The organism is Bacillus aquiflavi (assembly GCF_019915265.1).
Taxonomy (GTDB): domain Bacteria; phylum Bacillota; class Bacilli; order Bacillales; family Cytobacillaceae; genus Bacillus_BT; species Bacillus_BT aquiflavi.
Map to the genome: position 1 here is coordinate 3,678,290 of NZ_CP082780.1, position 18,279 is coordinate 3,696,568.

Below are 18,279 nucleotides of genomic sequence, written 5' to 3' on the forward strand. Positions count from 1 at the left end.
GTGATTTTTGCCGGCTCTTTAATTAAAAGGAGGATGATAAAGCATGTATCACCTACGGGCAGAGCGAGCGTTTACATATGATAAACCTTTTATGAATGAAATAAATCCGTATGCACACCAGTACGTGCAACTTGAATTAATTAGAAAAGCGTTTGCGGAGAAGAAAAATGTTGTCATTTGGAATGAAGCAATGACAGGAGCTGGTAAAACACTTGCAAACTATAGTTACTTAGCTGAACAAAAGGATGTTAAGGCGATTGGGGTTTATCCAGTAAATGAACTTGTAAAGGATCAATTTTTAAGTTTGGAGGAAAATTTGCCGAAAGATTCATTTGAAGAATTTGTTGTTTGGACGAGTGAGGAACTAAATTTAATAAAAGAACAGTGTGAAACAAGATTACAGCAATTGAAAAGACTAAGTGGACGTTTTTCAAAAGCTATTTTAACAAATCCAGATTATTTAACCTTAATTGCCCAAGAACGTTTATTCGCACCTAAATTATTGCGTGGAGATAAACATGAGTTATTTCATCAACTTGCAGTTAATTACCGTCTGCAAATTTTCGATGAGTTTCATTTATATAGCATAACTGAAATGAATTTAATTGCTCAATGGATTGCATTGCTTACGTCTTTTTATAAAGAAATGTCATATGTGTTTGTGTTTTCTTCTGCAACACCGAATGAATATTTTGAGCAATTAATTAGTAATGCTGGGCTGGAAATTTGGAAAGTTAAAGATGAGATTGACAAATGGGAAAGCGAACAGAAAGATACAAAGATAGCTGAAAGAATTTTTCTTGAACCACTTCGGTTACAACTAATTGGAACCTCGCTCGCACAATGGAATACAAGTGAAAAGCTTAAAGATTATTGGGAAACATTTGAACATAATTATTTAGTCCATTTTCCTGATGCAAAAGGGTTAATTGTATTTGATTCTATTTATGAAGCAGAGGAAGTAGCTCGCTTTCTTAAGAGTAAAGGATATGATGTAGGAGAAGTACATGGGTTATCGGAACGTGAACAAGGAAAAAGCAGGGCTGCTCTGGGAAAACAAATTACAGTAGCGACGGCAACGATAGAAGTTGGAGTAGATTTTAAAGATGATATTCATAAAGATTATATTATTTTTGAAGCGCGTAACCCAGGAAGTTTTATGCAAAGACTAGGTAGGATTGGCCGGGGGAAACGTAAAAAACCTAATCCTTTATTATATGCAATTGCTTTTGTTCCAGAATATGTCGAAGAGTTTATAAATAATCGAGCCGATCAAGATTTAGATCGCAGCACATTAAAATCTTTAGTGATTAGCGGGTATGATAAGACAGAAAATTTTAGTAATTTTATTGAAAAAACAGGTGGCATGATGCTTCTTCATTCCGAATATTTTTATGCGAGTCAGTTTCTTGATGAAAGCGAAAAGCTAGATTATCAAACAAAAATGAAGAAACTAATTGAGAATATGTATCATATTGCCTATGAAGAACAACGACAACGGTATCGGACTTGGCGAAATGATAAACTGATCGAACCCCTTCTTTCATTTCGAGGACAAAATATGTTAGAGAGTTTAGAGTTTAAAGAACTAGATCGTGAAGAAACTTTCTATCCCGATTTGTGGTTTTGGGAAGAAAATACTGATCATTTTCCACTTAAAAAATATGATTATTCTTATATTTTTAGAAACTATCATTTTTACTTTGTAACAAAAGAAGAATTGTTGGAACGATTGAAAAAATATGACCAATCGAAATTAATGCAATATGAAAACCAGATGAAGCGTTATCCTGCCCTTGGTTACGCTGTTCTTACAAAACGACGGGACCGAGCTGATCGAGTTTCTTTTTACTGGGATTTAAGTTTTCGAATTCGCTCACACATTGATGGGGAAGTAACACGAACTGCAAATATGCAATTAGCAAGCGAGGATCCTAGTTTAAATTTACAACTTCAACGACTTAATCGGCAATGGAAGGCTAAAAAAAAATCGTGGATTATATATGTATCTTCAGAGGAACCTTATCAATTACAAAGACGATATAAGCTTCCACCAATGTTCAGAATCTATCAAGCAAGATATCGCAACAGGAAAATGTCTGTATCATTTAACATTGATGCTTTTAAGCTATGGAGTGTTTGCGAGCGTATTCGAAGCGACGTTATTTAAAGAAGGGGATTATATAAGATGGAAGTTCAAGCAAGTGCTATCACTGCATATGCATTTTGCCCTAGGCGCTGTTATTATGAGTATGTTGATCATGTCTTTTTTGACAATGTGTATACAAAACATGGTTCATTATTACATCAACATGTTGATAAAGAAGGAATTGAAAGTAGGGATAATCGTCTATTAACTCGTTCTTTATATCTATTCTCTGAAAAATACCAACTTTCAGTTAGATGTGATGTAGTAGAGGAAAGGGATGGTAAAGTATATCCTGTTGAGTACAAACGAGGAAAGGATGGAGATTGGAAAAATAACTTGCTTCAACTTTGTGCTCAAGCAATTGCTTTGGAGGAATATACTAAAAACACAATTAAAAAAGGGTACTTATATTTTTACGGATCAAATAAACGGCGGGAGGTTGAGTTTAATGAACAATTACGACAAGAGACGATAACAGTCATTAAAAAGATTAGGGATTTAGATAAACAAGAAAAGCCTCCAAAGGGGATTAATGATCCGAGACGATGTTCCTTCTGTAGTTTGTTTGACTATTGTATGCCGTTTGAGACAGAAAAGCTGAAAGGTGAGATCGATTGGGAACGTTATATATAACAGAACCGTAGTGTTTTATTCGTAAAGAATCAGAAAGGCTTAAGATCTTTAAGGAGAAAAAATTAATCCGTGACATTCGTGTAAATGATTATAAACGTATATATGTTCATGATTCCTCAACTCTTACGACAGATGCTATTGAATTACTAATTGAAAAAGAGATTACACTTGTCTATTTTAAAGGGTCAAGATTTCTTTGTCGAGTAGTAGGTCCAGAAAATAAAAATGTAACATTAAGAATTGCACAGGTAAAAGCACATCTTGACACGGAACGAACATTTAAAATTGCTAAAAATATTATTATGGCTAAAGTGATCAATACACGTACAAGCCTACAAAGATATTATCGTAATAATAAGTATGATCAAGTTAAAAAAGTGATTGATTTGTTAAAAGTTGTTATTAAAAAGATAGAATCTTCATCCACTATAGATGAAGCACGTGGACTTGAAGGTTTAGCGGCGAAAAATTATTTTTTTGTGTTCCCGCTTTTAGTAAAGAATCGTGCTACTATTCGATTTAATGGTCGTTCTAAACGTCCTGCTAAGGATGAGGTGAATGTACTTTTAAATTATGGCTATGGTATTTTACGTGCAGAAATGACAAGTGCATTAAGTGCAGTTGGACTTGACCCTTATATAGGTTTCTTGCATAGAGAAAGATATGGTCGAGAATCTCTTTCATTAGACTTGATGGAAGAATTTCGTTCGGTTTTTGTCGACAATCTTGTATTACGTTTGGTGAATCAACCAATTATTAGGAAAGAGGACTTTTTTCATGAGCATGGATCAATACGTATGAAAACAAGCACTATAAAACGTTTTTTACAAGAAATTGAAAAGCGGAGATTAACGGAAGTTACTCACCAATTAATGAAGAAAAAAATGACCTATAGAGAGATCTTTCATACACAAGCTTTACTTCTTGCTAAAACGATAAGGGGAGAATTAGAAGAGTATCATCCATTTCTAGTAAAATAATATTAGGAGACTATTATAATGAAAAGGATTGTTACATATGATATCGGTAATGATAAGCGAAGAAACAAAATATTTAAACTACTAAAAGACTACGGTCAATGGGTTCAATATTCCGTTTTTGAGTTAGAAATTGATAATGTGAAGTGGATAGAGTTAGAGTTTGCATTAAATTCAATAATAACTAAAGAAGATTCTCTTTGTGTATACCCACTTTGTCAATCATGTACAAAGAGGGTATACTATGCTGGAACATTAAGATACCAGTTAGAAGAGGAGAATAATGCAATTATTTAATTAAGAAGGAATGAACAATGATGTATGTTATGACACTAGATACCCATTTAAGGAAAAAAGTCAATTTTCCAGGGCCGTTTACAAGGCAATTACACGCATTTCTATTAAAGATGATTAAAGGAGTAAATCCTATTTTATCTAAACAATTGCATGATTCAAAAGAAAAAACATCATTTGCAATTTTTGTTGGTAGTAGAAGTAGTATTAAAATTTGTAGTACTGATAGAGAGGTCATTACTTGTCTTCAAACCTCTTTTTTAGATAACCCAATGATCAATGTGGAAACAGAAACATTTAAAATTAACGAAATTCATGTAAAAAAGAGATTATTATCAGAGTCAATGCAGCTATTAGATGACGTGAAAAATTTAAAAATAGAGTTTCAAACGCCAACTGCATTCACACATTCAGGAAAATATTATATTTTACCTGAACCAAAAAGAATATTTTCAAGCGCCTTAAAAACCTATAATCAAAGTGAGGAAACTACTGAACAATTAATATGGGATGATTTATTGCCAATAATAGATAAATTAGTTATGATTGATATTAATATTAAATCTAAACCCATTTCCTATGGTAGATTCACAGTAAATGGTTTTGTAGGGAAAATAATTTGGAACATTAATAATTTAACGAGAGAAGAAAAAAGGTTCCTTTCCATGCTATTAACATGTATGCAAGTAATGGGAGTGGGAACAAAAACGACATGGGGTATGGGGAAAATTTATGCGACCACCACATGCGTCGGAAAATCCACTGGAGGTGCTCGGAAGCGTTAAAGCATTGATAAATAAGGAATATGCTGCTGTCAACTCGTTTAACTCATTAGGGGAGCGATAAAAACATCAAGGTCATCGGAAAACGACTTTTCTCCCCTAATCTCCCAAGCATTCAGATGGCTGCGGAATTAATTGAATTAACCTCAAGTAGAGGATTGAAACTAATAATACGGTTGAAATTGAAAGTAATTTGATAAATGGAATTAATTGAATTAACCTCAAGTAGAGGATTGAAACTAACTCACCCCCTTTTGTTCATCACCTTCATTTAAGAATTAATTGAATTAACCTCAAGTAGAGGATTGAAACTAAACGTTCGCAGTCTTAATGGGAGTTGTAAATTCGAATTAATTGAATTAACCTCAAGTAGAGGATTGAAACCCCTTCATGTAAACCGTACTTAATAAAACATTTACGAATTAATTGAATTAACCTCAAGTAGAGGATTGAAACTAAAGCACTTGCAATGTCCGTTAACTCCACTTGTCGAATTAATTGAATTAACCTCAAGTAGAGGATTGAAACCGCACAACCCAAACTTAGATTTAAAATAGGTTTCTGAATTAATTGAATTAACCTCAAGTAGAGGATTGAAACAGTGGATGAAGCATTAGAGTTAATCGGCTTCAATGGAATTAATTGAATTAACCTCAAGTAGAGGATTGAAACGAAACTTATTCATGTTCTTGTCATTTTTCCACTCTTGAATTAATTGAATTAACCTCAAGTAGAGGATTGAAACTTTACGGTATGCCCACGAAAAACCGAAACTTGTACCGAATTAATTGAATTAACCTCAAGTAGAGGATTGAAACTGGTTTGGTAACTTCAAATAATCCGCCAGCTTTAGAGAATTAATTGAATTAACCTCAAGTAGAGGATTGAAACTTGTCTGTCCACTTATTCCCGTCTCGTGTAACTATGAATTAATTGAATTAACCTCAAGTAGAGGATTGAAACCAACTCGGTTCCTCCTTTGTAACGTATTTTATTGCGAATTAATTGAATTAACCTCAAGTAGAGGATTGAAACTCCGCACCTTTTAAACTAAAGGTTAAGGTTTCCCTGAATTAATTGAATTAACCTCAAGTAGAGGATTGAAACTTTTACCGTCTCTTTATTCTTTCCCCACCGAAAAGCGAATTAATTGAATTAACCTCAAGTAGAGGATTGAAACGAGTCTATCGTAAGAGATACGTCAACTTTTCCTGCGGAATTAATTGAATTAACCTCAAGTAGAGGATTGAAACATTATTTCGCCGTTTTCATCGACTCCGATCATAACTGAATTAATTGAATTAACCTCAAGTAGAGGATTGAAACAAAATTTCCGATACAGTTATCCACGGTTCAGATATTGAATTAATTGAATTAACCTCAAGTAGAGGATTGAAACAATATCCCTTGATTTAAACACTCCTGACAAAGATGAATTAATTGAATTAACCTCAAGTAGAGGATTGAAACATTAATAATTTTATCTTTTATTTTTAACTTTTAAGAATTAATTGAATTAACCTCAAGTAGAGGATTGAAACAGTCTTATAACCAGCCATCGCAAGGAACTGCATCAATGAATTAATTGAATTAACCTCAAGTAGAGGATTGAAACATTCTGCATCTGCTCCAACGTCACAAAAGGTCTTGGAATTAATTGAATTAACCTCAAGTAGAGGATTGAAACCTTGTCTTTTAAGCCTGTATATTCCAGGAAGTAGAAATGCTATCTTAAATATGTACAAAAACGCTTGGATAAATATGTACATTCTTGCTTCCATTCTACATACTAGTCTTGAGGTGACTAGTTATGTATATATCGCTAAATGTTGATGTTAATATTGAGATTAATAGTCTTTCAGACTTACCAAAATTTAAACAAATAATGGAGTATATGAAAATGAAAATTAATAAGAGCAAGTTGGCAAAGGAGTTAGGGGTCGACCGCCGAACGATTGATAAATATTTAAATGGTTTTGTACCTAAGAAAACGAGACAGAGAACGTCAAAAATTGATGAATATTACGAAGTAATTGCTGCTTTGTTATCAGAAGACTCCAAACAGGTGTTTTATTATCGACGAGTGCTATGGCAGTATTTAAAGGACAATCATGGCCTTGATTGTGGGGCTTCCACTTTTCGAGCCTATATTGCACGTACACCAGAATTTAATGCTTATTTTGAAGAGGATCAGCGCATCGCTTCCCCAAAGGGAACGGTTCGTTATGAGACGCCGCCTGGTGAACAAGCGCAACTAGATTGGAAAGAAAACATTTTATTTGAGACGAAAGATGGTGAAAAAGTTGAAGTCAATGTGGCTGCACTCATTCTTTCTAGTTCAAGATTCCGCGTATTTCATTTAAGTGTATCGAAGTCACAAAGTACATTGTTTTCCTTTTTAACAGAAGCCTTTGAAACCTTTGGTGGTGTTCCTAGGGAAATCCTTACGGATAATATGAAAACAGTCATGGATGAGGCTAGAACAGAACATTATAGAGGTAAAGTGAATGCAAAGTTTGAGCAATTCGCAAAAGACTTTGGTTTTAAGGTAAGGGCATGTATTGCTGGACGGCCAAGGACGAAAGGGAAAATAGAAACAACCATGAAGCTGATAGATGAAATACACGCTTATCAAGGTCAATTAACATTAGAGGAGTTGCATCAGTTTATACAGGATCTGGCGAATCGAGTGAATCATCAGATTCACCAAGGTACAGGGAAACTTCCAATCATTGAATTCAAAAAAGAAAGGAATCACTTACTCCAGCTACCAACTGAAAATGTAAGAGATTCCTATCGCATCACGCATACACTTGTAAAAGTCAATGCGTCGAACATGATTTCCTACAAATCAAACCAGTACTCCGTACCACCAGAATATCAAGGAAAGAAAGTAGGCCTACAGGTGTATGATGATCAATTGTGGATTTATTATAACATGAAACTTATCGCACAACATCCAATCGGCAAATCAAAATTAAATTATCAGGAGGCGCATTATAAAGCAACCCTAGTTATTTCGGCCCCTTACTATCCCGAAATAGATGAATTGGCTAAAAGAAATCTAGCAACGATTGGAGATGTGTATAAGTCATGAATCCAGCTACTAATTATCAGCAGCTATTAAGCAATTTGGAGTATTTAAAGCTAAAGCAAATGGTCGTGCATTTAAATGAGGTTGTTGATTTTGGTGTAAAGAACCAGATGTCATTCATTGATACGTTAATTAAATTGACCAACTATGAAATTGATGTACGGGAACAAAATATGATTCAATCGATGGTGAAAGTCGCTGCGTTTCCACATTTGAAGGAAATAAAGGATTTCGACTTTACCTTCCAAGCGTCAGTCAATCAACAGCAAATTCTAGATTTTTTAACACTTCGCTTTATTGAACAGAATGAGAATATTGTGTTTTTAGGACCAAGTGGGGTAGGCAAGACCCACTTGGCGACCGCGATAGGGATTGCGGCAGCAAAGAAACGGACGAGCACCTATTTCATTAAGTGCCACGATTTAATTCAAAATTTAAGACGAGCACGACTAGAGAATCGCTTGGAAGCCCGTTTAAAGCATTTTACAAAATATAAACTACTAATTATTGACGAAATCGGTTATTTACCGATTGAGCAAGAAGATGCAAAACTGTTTTTCCAGCTGATTGATATGCGATATGAGAAGCGAAGTACCATCTTAACGACCAATGTGAATTTTAAAGCATGGGATGAAGTTTTTCAGGAACCCAAACTAGCAAATGCCATTCTAGATCGTATTTTACACCATGCGACAGTCGTCACAATGATCGGAGACTCGTATCGTTTAAAGGATCATTTTACAATAGAAAGCGAGTAATTTTGTACATTCTTAAACAAGCGAAATTGTACATATTTATGTTGACATTTATACAGGAAGATAGAATTAATTGAATTAACCTCAAGTAGAGGATTGAAACATTATCCGAGAGGAAGACGGGGCAAAGTCGTTTAATGAATTAATTGAATTAACCTCAAGTAGAGGATTGAAACATTGAAGAAGTCAAAACACCGGAACAGCTTGAATTAGAATTAATTGAATTAACCTCAAGTAGAGGATTGAAACAATGACCGTATTAAAGAAAACTTTAATACCCCTATACCGAATTAATTGAATTAACCTCAAGTAGAGGATTGAAACCACGTTCAAGTGTTGGTGTAACGGCACTTGATAGGAATTAATTGAATTAACCTCAAGTAGAGGATTGAAACGTCCTGCCTTTGCGATTTCCCAAGCTCTTTTCATAACGAATTAATTGAATTAACCTCAAGTAGAGGATTGAAACAGCTTTACATATTTTTTATACTCATTTGACTTTTTTGAATTAATTGAATTAACCTCAAGTAGAGGATTGAAACAATGTCACCATTAAAGGCGAAATCATTGGCTTTACCATCGAATTAATTGAATTAACCTCAAGTAGAGGATTGAAACAGTTCGATCGCTTTATGCTTCATTTGCGGCCACCTGAATTAATTGAATTAACCTCAAGTAGAGGATTGAAACTTTTTCTCTACATCACGTCCGATTTTATATCCTCTGAATTAATTGAATTAACCTCAAGTAGAGGATTGAAACAGAAAGTGGAGGTCGATATGAGAACGGTTTGAGTGGGAATTAATTGAATTAACCTCAAGTAGAGGATTGAAACCTAGAGCAATTCTATAATCTCGTTCCGATTCAGCTTGAATTAATTGAATTAACCTCAAGTAGAGGATTGAAACTTGATGAGGAAATTCCCTCGGCTACTAGTGCTACTAATTAATTGAATTAACCTCAAGTAGAGGATTGAAACGAGATAGTGGACTATCTCAACCGTGCAGCTAATAAGAATTAATTGAATTAACCTCAAGTAGAGGATTGAAACTTCTATCCTTCAATTTCCGTACCGGTACGCCTTCTGAATTAATTGAATTAACCTCAAGTAGAGGATTGAAACAAATTATAAGCGTATGGAAGTCTATAATTTATTGTCGGAATTAATTGAATTAACCTCAAGTAGAGGATTGAAACGGTTGGCTGTGGCGATATCGTAGGAGTTGAAATGAAGAATTAATTGAATTAACCTCAAGTAGAGGATTGAAACAACTTATGTTGTGTCCGTAGTTGGGCAATTCTATCGAATTAATTGAATTAACCTCAAGTAGAGGATTGAAACGTGATGCCTTATGTTATTTTTCATTAATATTTCTTTTTCTCTCTTAATGGCTTTAATATTAGAAAAAGAAGAATGACGATAACACCTATTGCTCCTGTTAAAAATTCATTGTCCCAAACTAAATTAGAAAAGGTTAACAATAACATTCCTATGATCCCTACAAGTGAAAATTTATCTAACTTACAGAAGGTAATAAGTAAAAGTCCGATAAAACAAGCCACTATTAAACTAATCATTTTTATTAACACCCACTTTTATCACTGGAGAATTCCCGTATCATGTGCTTGAATTAATCATAACATCTCAAGGTTCTTTTTTCATAGTTTTTCGTAATCTGTGTTTACTTTATCATGCCATATCAACTTTTTATCTAGTAAAAAACTTGATATCATAATTAATGTTTTACATAATAAATAGGAATAGTTACGTTTTAATGAAGTAGTCTTTCTCGTTTCCGTTTGTTTTACTGGGGAAAATACTCAATGTATTTTTTTATAAGGGATTAGGATATTAAGAACAGGGAGTGATCATGTGATTTTATCTGGTCGTACGATTAATGAAATGATAAAAAAAGAAGAGCTGCTAATTCATCCAATAACTGAAAACCAAATTCAGCCAGCTTCTGTAGACCTTCGATTGGGGTATCATTTTTTGTCTATAAACGAACATGCTTGTAGCAGTTTGTCCCTTGAGGAAGAAGCACAATATCGGGAGATTTCTCTTAACGATGGGGAGGCGATTATTATTCCTCCGCAATCATTTTTATTAGCGACAACGTTAGAGACGATAAAGTTACCAACTCATTTGACGGCGTTTGTCGAGGGAAGAAGTTCGATTGGCCGATTAGGATTGTTTATCCAAAATGCTGGTTGGGTAGACCCAGGTTTTGAGGGGAAAATTACCCTTGAATTATTCAATGCAAATCGGCTGCCGATAAAATTAACTGCAGGTCGAAGAATTTGTCAGCTTGTTCTAGCGGAAGTTGACCGAGAGGCAGAGCCTTATCAGGGAAAATATGTCCATCAATATAAAGCAACCGCCAGTCGAATTTATGATGATGTTGAATTACAGAACGACAAGGGACAATAACCCTTGGTCGTTTCTGTCAAATTATTTTTCAAATATTTTTTAGACAACATATAAAATGATTGCTAAAAAATGAGTGACTGAGCCAGCTAGAACGAATAAATGCCAAACTGCATGATGAAATCGAAATCCTCTCCACACATAAAAAATACTGCCTATTGTGTATAACAGCCCACCAACAACGAGGAGAATAACGCCGTTAAAGACAAGATTTGTAATTAAAGGTTCCCATGCGAAAACAATTAACCACCCCATTGCGATGTATAAAGCCGTTGATAAAAATAAAAATTTCTTTACCCAAAAGGCTTTGAAAATTATCCCAAATAGAGCAATTCCCCAAACAATTCCAAATAACGTCCACCCTCGAGCACCTTGTACAATTAATAACGCTAATGGAGTATATGACCCAGCAATAAATAAATAAATACCGCTATGATCAAAAATTTCAAACAAATCTTTTACTTTTCCTTCAGGAAAACTATGTAGCAATGTTGAGAATGTATAAAGCAGTACCATTGTTCCTCCGTAAACTGAAAAAGCGACAACAGTTGCAGCAGTGCCGTTTTGAGCAGCAGTTACAATGAGCAAAACGAGAGCGACGATACTAAATATAATCCCAATACCGTGCGTAATCGCATTTGCTATTTCTTCTTTTTTTAAAAAAACATGTGTTTCGGCCAAATTTTCAGATCCTTTCATCAAATTCTTTTCTGCTCCTTTATTTGTAGTATAGCATAGTTGGGTCATCCCTTTTGATAATGAATTTTTATAAAAATAAAAAATTGTACATTAATGAATGGTTAGAAGAATGGTATTTTGTAAAAGAAATCCTAATTGCTTAGATATCGTTGGAGTTGTAAGTGACAAGCTAGCGGTAAGTGTAAAAGAAATGATACTTTTAAGAATCTATTTAACACCTGAAAGACAAGGGAGCTTGTTACTTACGGTGCTTTCATGATATAATGACAGGAAAAATTTTTCCAAAAAATCCATACTGGAATGACAAAAGGGATTTTTTAATGACCGACAGTTTTGTTCTCCTTTCAACTGGTTAGACGGTCGGAGCAGTGCATGATTGTAAAATAAATCAAACTTGAAAAAAGGGAAATAATTGCGATAAAATGGACGTGTTGCATAAATGCTTTCTATGTATCAAGGGACATTTAACTTAATGAAGCGATTGAACTAAGAGGATAGCCTTATTTGCTATTTAGACACTTAATTTTACCCTTTAGGGGAGTAAAGAGACCGTATATGTGGTAAACTTAAGTTAACTATGGTTGCCTTTAATTGTTAATACAGTATACCAGGATTAAGGAGAAGAACGATAGAAAAAATATTTATTTTAGGACACAAAAACCCAGACACAGATTCAATTTGTTCGGCAATTGTCTACGCTAATTTAAAAAAACAATTAGGAATCAATGCTGAGCCTATTCGTTTAGGTAAAATAAATGGGGAAACCCAATATGCGTTGGATTATTTTCAAATAGAAGCACCGTCTTTAGTAACAAAAGTTGCAAATGAAGTGAAAAGTGTTATTTTAGTCGATCATAATGAACGCCAACAAAGCGTAGACGATATTGACGAAGTACGTGTGTTAGAAGTAATTGATCATCACCGGATTGCCAATTTCGAGACGAGTGGTCCCTTATATTACCGTGCTGAGCCTGTCGGTTGTACAGCGACAATTTTGAAGAAATTATATAAGGAACACGAGCTTCCAATCGAGAAAGAGATGGCAGGATTAATGCTTTCGGCGATTATCTCTGATACTTTATTATTTAAATCGCCAACATGTACACTTGAAGATGTGAACGCAGCACGTGAACTAGCTGAAATTGCTAAAGTGGATACAGAAAGCTACGGAATCGCGATGTTGAAAGCGGGAGCTGACCTTAGTGGAAAGACGGAAAGCGAATTAATTTCCCTTGATGCAAAAGAGTTCCAAATGGGTCATTGTAAAGTTGAAATCGCCCAAGTCAACACAGTGAACGCAGAAGAAGTTCTTGAACGAAAAGAAGCATTAGAGGCGGCTATTAACGAAGTGATATCGAAGAAGGAATTAGATTTATTTTTATTCGTTGCAACAGACATTTTAACGAGTGATTCTGTTGTTTTAGCGTTTGGTCGTGAAGTAAAAGCTGTAGAGCAAGCATTCCAAGTAACGTTGGATCGTAACACGGCCACATTAAAAGGAGTCGTATCACGGAAAAAGCAAATTGTTCCTGTGTTAACAGATGCCTTTACTACAGTGGAGTCAATTGGATAAATTTCATGCTAATGATTGAGCAGCGTTCGCGATATAGAACGCTGCTTTTATTTTTTATTTCATTGAGAATGATTCTCTTTTTTAATTAGCATTGACTTTTTGTCATTTATTTAGTTTAATAGTAATTGAATTGATAATGAGATTCGTTATCAATTCAATTTTTGAGCATTAGTGAGAATGGTTATCACTATCATTCGTTGCTATTTAAGAAAGTGAATGTGGTCATCATAAAAAAAAGGTACTTAATTTCCATACTTATTATTTTATCCTTTACATCACTTTTTGTCGGTGTAAGTGATCTGAATCCGTTAGACATTTTTCAGTTAACTGACGATCAGCTTAATACTTTACTTGTGAGTAGATTTCCCCGTTTAATCAATATCATAATTGCGGGAGTGAGCTTAAGTATAAGCGGATTAATGATGCAGCAGTTGACGATGAATAAGTTTGTTTCTCCGACGACAGCTGGGACACTTGATTCTGCTAGACTGGGAATTTTAGTTTCGCTTATGTTTTTTACTTCAGCTAGTCCGTTCATAAAAATGTTAGTTGCCTTTATTTTTGCGCTGCTTGGAACGTATATTTTTATGAAAATATTAGACAGGATCAAGTTTAAGGATGCTATTTTTATCCCTTTAGTTGGACTGATGTTTGGAAATATTATTGGCTCAATTACGACCTTTTTTGCCTTGAAAAATGACTTAGTTCAAAATATGTCTTCATGGCTGCAAGGGAATTTTTCTATGATGATTGAAGGACGATATGAGCTGTTATATATTAGCATCCCGATCGTATTTATTGCCTATCTTTTTGCTAATAAGTTTACGATTGCTGGAATGGGAGAGGAATTCGCTGTTAATTTAGGGCTTAACCATAAGAAAATCGTTAATATCGGTTTGATTATCGTGGCATTAGTTACTTCAGTTGTTGTCCTTACCATAGGAATGATTCCGTTTCTCGGCTTAATTATTCCGAACATCGTAACAATATATCGAGGAGATCATTTGAAGAAAAGCTTGTTACATACTGCCTTATTAGGAGCTGTATTTTTATTAGCTTGTGATATTTTTGGAAGGGTTATTATTTATCCGTATGAGATTCCAATCGGTGTGACGGTCGGTATGATTGGCAGCAGGATTTTTTTTTTTTATTTAATCATGAGGAGAAGAGCATATGAGTAATAGAGCAAAAATAAGTATCCTTGGGATGATGACTGTCATTTTAATCTTGCTGTTTTTATTTATCGATTTAGGAATGAATTGGGATTATGCTCTTCCGAGAAGAGGAAAGAAAGTATTGGCAATTGTACTAACTGGAGGTGTCATTGCTTTTTCTACAATGATTTTCCAGACGATTACAAATAACCGGATTTTAACGCCTAGTATTATCGGTTTAGATTCACTTTATATGCTGATCCAAACATTTCTTATTTTTGTTTTTGGATCTGCAAATATGACGGTTATGAACAAACAGCTTAATTTTATGATCTCTGTAGGATTAATGGTTCTCTTTGCAGGTTTGTTATACAAGCTTCTTTTTAAAAGCGAAGGGAGAAATATATATTTTCTACTTTTGATGGGGATTATTTTTGGAACTTTCTTTAGCAGTATCACTTCTTTTTTGCAAGTGTTAATTGATCCGAATGAATTTATGATCGTTCAAGACCGTATGTTTGCTAGCTTTAATAACGTGAATACAGATTTATTTTTAATTGTAATTGTGCTTATCATTTTAACGTGTATTTATTTTTATCCGTTTACAAAATACTTAGATGTCATGTCGCTCGGGAGAGAACAGGCGATTAATTTAGGGGTTGATTATGATGATGTTGTCAAGCGGCTTCTTGTTGTCGTAGTGATTTTTGTCTCTATTGCGACAGCATTAGTAGGCCCAATCACTTTTCTTGGTTTGCTTGTAGTGAATGTGGCTCATCAGTTTATGAAAACGTATCAGCATAAATATTTGCTTGTTAGTTCAATGCTTATTAGTGTTATTGCTCTAGTTGGCGGACAACTACTGGTAGAAAGGGTTTTTACATTTTCAACGACTTTAAGTGTCATTATTAACTTTGTCGGTGGTGTGTACTTTATCTATCTTCTTTTAAAGGAGAGTAAACGATGATTGAAGTTCTAAATGTTTCAAAACAATATGAAAGGAAAAATGTTATTCATCAAGTTTCTATTAAAATTGCTAAAGGAAAGATTACATCTTTTATCGGTCCAAACGGTGCAGGGAAAAGTACGTTATTATCAATAATTAGCCGACTAATACAAGCGGATGAAGGTGAGGTTCTCATCGAAGGCAAAAAGCTCAATTCATATAAAAGCAAAGACCTTGCCAAGCGAATTTCAATATTGAAGCAGTCGAATCACATTAATATTCGACTAACGATAAGGGAGCTTGTTTCCTTTGGACGATTTCCTTACTCGCAAGGAAGGCTGACAAAAGAAGATTGGAATTATGTTGATGAGGCTATCGCATATATGGAGTTGAAAGAGATTGAAAATAAGTATTTAGATCAATTAAGCGGAGGTCAGAAACAGCGTGCTTTTATTGCGATGGTAATTGCACAAAATACAGACTATATTCTTCTTGATGAGCCATTGAATAATCTCGATATGAAGCATTCTGTACAAATTATGAAAGTATTACGACGGTTAACAAAAGAACTGGGAAAAACGGTGATCATTGTGATTCATGATATTAATTTCGCTTCATGCTATTCCGACTATATCGTTTCGTTGAAAGATGGAAAAGTAGTGAGAGATGGTCCGACAAACGAAATCATTTCTTCCGCTGTTTTAAAAGAAGTATATAGTATGGATATTCAAATTCAAGAAATTAACGATGATAAAATTTGTATATTTTACAATTAGCTTATTAGGTTTTTATATATTGATGGCTCATTCATCAAGTTTAAACGGATGGCGGGCCCCTATTCGTTTATTTCTTATGAAATGATCCTATCAATATTAAAATATTAAAACAATTTACTTGAGGTGAAACAAAGTGATGAAAAAGTTCTCATTATTAGTCATGATGGTTTGTTTTGCAGTTGTTTTGGCTGCATGCGGTACAAATCCAGCTAAGGAGACGAATAGTTCAAATAAAGAAACAGTGAAAGAAGAGCCAAAGGAATTAACTATGAAACATCAATTGGGAGAAACAACAGTAAAAGTCAATCCGAAGAAAGTCGTTGTATTTGATTTCGGTATTTTGGATTCTTTAGATAAATTAAACATAGAGGTAACAGGTGTTCCTCAAGCGAATATCCCTCCTTATCTTTCTAAATTTGAAGATGATAAGTATGTGAATGTTGGAAGCCTTAAAGAGCCTGACTTTGAGAAAATTAATGAAATAGGTCCTGATCTCATTATTATTTCAGCAAGACAACAGGAAGCATATAAAGAATTAAGTGAAATTGCGCCAACAATTTATCTAGGAGTCGATCCTTCGAAATATATGGAATCATTTACAGATAATATGGAGACGATAGGTAAATTATTTGAAAAGGAAAAGGAAATAGCTAAAGAACTTGAAAGTATTGACCAATCTATCAAACAATTAAAAGAAAAAGCGACAGCAGATGAAAAGAATAGTCTTGTTGTTTTAGCTAACGATGGCAATATTAGCGCCTTTGGACCAGGTTCAAGATTTGGCCTTATTCATGATGTTTTTGGCTTTAAAGCAGTTGATGAAAATATTGAAATTTCTAGGCATGGTCAGAGCGTTTCCTTTGAATATGTTATTGAAAAAGACCCTGAATACTTATTTGTAATAGATAGAGGAGCTGTAGTAGGCGGCCAATCTTCCGCAAAACAAATAATTGAAAATAGCTTTAATTAAAAACACAACAGCATATAAAAATAATCATATTATTTATTTAGACCCTAACTATTGGTATTTATCAGGCGGTGGACTTGTTTCAGTGCCTGAAATGATAAAGGAAATTGAGAAAGGGATAGAATAAAGTATCATAAAAATGACCTCAGGATTAAGATCCGGGGTCATTTTCTCACTTCAAAAGAACTAAACTATTTAGAGCATTTCATCAAGTTTTTTTTAAAAAATATGATACCATGGTGAGTATGTAACTTTAAAAATTAAAAGAGGTGTTAAAATGAAAATTGAGGTATGGTCTGATTTTGTTTGTCCGTTTTGCTATATTGGAAAGCGGCGATTAGAGGTGGCTTTAGCTAAATTTCCTCATAAAGACAAAGTAATAGTACAGTATAAAAGCTATGAGCTTGATCCAAGCTCACCAAAGGATGTAAATGTGAATTTTCACCAAGTATTAGCTTCAAAGTATGGGATGAGTCTTGACGAGGCAAAAAAAACGACTGACGGTATTGCTCAACAAGCCGCAAGTGTTGGTTTAACCTATCATTTTGATAAAATGATTCCAACAAACACTTTTGACGCTCATCGCCTTGCGAAATTCGCTCAAACATGCGGGAAAGAAAACGAAGTGACAGAGAAACTGCTTTTCGCCTATTTCACTGAGTCTAAGCATCTCGGTGATCATAAGACGTTAGCGGATATAGCCGAAACAGTTGGTTTAGATCGTCAAGAAGTATTAAATGTACTTGCAGATGAGCAGGCTTTTTCAGATGAAGTGCGTTCAGATGAACAACAAGCTCAACAAGTGGGCGTTCGCGGAGTGCCGTTTTTCGTTATTAATGAAAAATATGCAATCTCAGGAGCGCAACCTGAAGAAGTATTTCTAAATGCACTTCAAAAAGTATGGGAAGAGGAATCTGGAGCACCTATCTTGCAAGACCTTTCTAATAATGGAGCTGAAGGCGCAAGCTGTACAGATGGAAGTTGTGTTGTGCCGAATAAAGAAGCATAGATTTTTACAAATGAGACTTCTTAGCGAGAGAAGGATTGTCCCT

General features: G+C 34.5%; 15 protein-coding genes, 1 pseudogene and 2 CRISPR repeat arrays. Of the genes and pseudogenes, 14 read left to right on the forward strand and 2 right to left on the reverse strand.

The features are described 5' to 3' along the window. The first annotated feature begins 43 nt into the window (after window positions 1–43). The 7 genes from cas3 to istB all read left to right on the forward strand — a co-directional run bounded on the left by cas3 (window position 44) and on the right by istB (window position 8,687). Window positions 44–2,170, forward strand: coding sequence for a type I-D CRISPR-associated helicase Cas3' (gene cas3, locus K6959_RS17915; RefSeq protein ID WP_223087209.1), 2,127 nt, complete (start codon window positions 44–46; stop codon window positions 2,168–2,170). Window positions 2,171–2,188: 18 nt separating this feature from the next. Then, window positions 2,189–2,782: a CRISPR-associated protein Cas4 gene (gene cas4 / locus K6959_RS17920; protein ID WP_163242467.1), complete on the forward strand. Its 594-nt coding sequence runs from the start codon at window positions 2,189–2,191 to the stop codon at window positions 2,780–2,782. A 74-nt stretch (window positions 2,783–2,856) separates the two neighbouring features. After that, the gene (gene cas1 / locus K6959_RS17925; RefSeq protein WP_262422003.1) at window positions 2,857–3,762 is read left to right on the forward strand and encodes a CRISPR-associated endonuclease Cas1; all 906 of its coding nucleotides are present in this window, start codon (window positions 2,857–2,859) and stop codon (window positions 3,760–3,762) included. Between the two features lie 18 nt (window positions 3,763–3,780). Beyond that, complete coding sequence (gene cas2 / locus K6959_RS17930; RefSeq protein WP_163242465.1) at window positions 3,781–4,056, forward strand: CRISPR-associated endonuclease Cas2; 276 nt, start codon at window positions 3,781–3,783, stop codon at window positions 4,054–4,056. A gap of 17 nt (window positions 4,057–4,073) precedes the next feature. Next, window positions 4,074–4,838, forward strand: a complete 765-nt coding sequence (gene cas6, locus K6959_RS17935) for a CRISPR system precrRNA processing endoribonuclease RAMP protein Cas6 (protein WP_223087211.1) — start codon at window positions 4,074–4,076, stop codon at window positions 4,836–4,838. Between the two features lie 125 nt (window positions 4,839–4,963). Further along, window positions 4,964–6,522: direct repeats of the CRISPR family, unit length 37 nt; unit sequence GAATTAATTGAATTAACCTCAAGTAGAGGATTGAAAC. A 123-nt stretch (window positions 6,523–6,645) separates the two neighbouring features. Then, complete coding sequence (istA, locus tag K6959_RS17940; RefSeq protein WP_163242463.1) at window positions 6,646–7,932, forward strand: IS21 family transposase; 1,287 nt, start codon at window positions 6,646–6,648, stop codon at window positions 7,930–7,932. Beyond that, window positions 7,929–8,687, forward strand: coding sequence for an IS21-like element helper ATPase IstB (gene istB / locus K6959_RS17945; RefSeq protein ID WP_163242462.1), 759 nt, complete (start codon window positions 7,929–7,931; stop codon window positions 8,685–8,687). Before istA ends, istB begins: the two co-directional genes overlap by 4 nt. Before the next feature lie 63 nt (window positions 8,688–8,750). Beyond that, window positions 8,751–10,026: direct repeats of the CRISPR family, unit length 37 nt; unit sequence GAATTAATTGAATTAACCTCAAGTAGAGGATTGAAAC. Between the two features lie 23 nt (window positions 10,027–10,049). Here istB and K6959_RS17950 read toward each other — a convergent pair. Then, window positions 10,050–10,262 (reverse strand): hypothetical protein, encoded by a 213-nt coding sequence (locus K6959_RS17950; RefSeq protein ID WP_223087213.1) that lies wholly within the window; start codon window positions 10,260–10,262, stop codon window positions 10,050–10,052. A gap of 295 nt (window positions 10,263–10,557) precedes the next feature. On the opposite strand from K6959_RS17950, the gene dcd reads away from it, so the two are divergent. After that, entirely contained in the window at window positions 10,558–11,115 is a 558-nt protein-coding gene (gene dcd / locus K6959_RS17955; protein WP_163242460.1) for a dCTP deaminase, read from the forward strand. A 39-nt stretch (window positions 11,116–11,154) separates the two neighbouring features. Here the strand turns inward: dcd and trhA are convergent, their stop codons facing one another. Continuing rightward, window positions 11,155–11,793 carry a PAQR family membrane homeostasis protein TrhA gene (gene trhA / locus K6959_RS17960; RefSeq protein WP_223088428.1) on the reverse strand — a complete coding sequence of 213 codons (639 nt, stop codon included), beginning with the start codon at window positions 11,791–11,793 and terminating at the stop codon, window positions 11,155–11,157. A gap of 646 nt (window positions 11,794–12,439) precedes the next feature. Here trhA and K6959_RS17965 point away from each other — a divergent pair. From K6959_RS17965 to K6959_RS17990, 6 genes and pseudogenes are all read left to right on the forward strand, one after another. Continuing rightward, window positions 12,440–13,384 carry a manganese-dependent inorganic pyrophosphatase gene (locus K6959_RS17965; RefSeq protein ID WP_223088430.1) on the forward strand — a complete coding sequence of 315 codons (945 nt, stop codon included), beginning with the start codon at window positions 12,440–12,442 and terminating at the stop codon, window positions 13,382–13,384. 227 nt (window positions 13,385–13,611) lie between these two features. Beyond that, window positions 13,612–14,565, forward strand: coding sequence for an ABC transporter permease (locus K6959_RS17970; RefSeq protein ID WP_223088432.1), 954 nt, complete (start codon window positions 13,612–13,614; stop codon window positions 14,563–14,565). Further along, window positions 14,558–15,505 (forward strand): iron chelate uptake ABC transporter family permease subunit, encoded by a 948-nt coding sequence (locus K6959_RS17975; RefSeq protein WP_163242457.1) that lies wholly within the window; start codon window positions 14,558–14,560, stop codon window positions 15,503–15,505. The genes K6959_RS17970 and K6959_RS17975 overlap by 8 nt, the downstream gene beginning before the upstream one ends. Continuing rightward, window positions 15,502–16,260, forward strand: coding sequence for an iron ABC transporter ATP-binding protein (locus tag K6959_RS17980; RefSeq protein ID WP_223087215.1), 759 nt, complete (start codon window positions 15,502–15,504; stop codon window positions 16,258–16,260). The genes K6959_RS17975 and K6959_RS17980 overlap by 4 nt, the downstream gene beginning before the upstream one ends. 136 nt (window positions 16,261–16,396) lie before the next feature. Then, window positions 16,397–17,354: pseudogene (locus K6959_RS17985) on the forward strand (siderophore ABC transporter substrate-binding protein). Window positions 17,355–17,504: 150 nt separating this feature from the next. Continuing rightward, window positions 17,505–18,236: a DsbA family oxidoreductase gene (locus K6959_RS17990; protein ID WP_163242454.1), complete on the forward strand. Its 732-nt coding sequence runs from the start codon at window positions 17,505–17,507 to the stop codon at window positions 18,234–18,236. Window positions 18,237–18,279 lie beyond the last annotated feature (43 nt).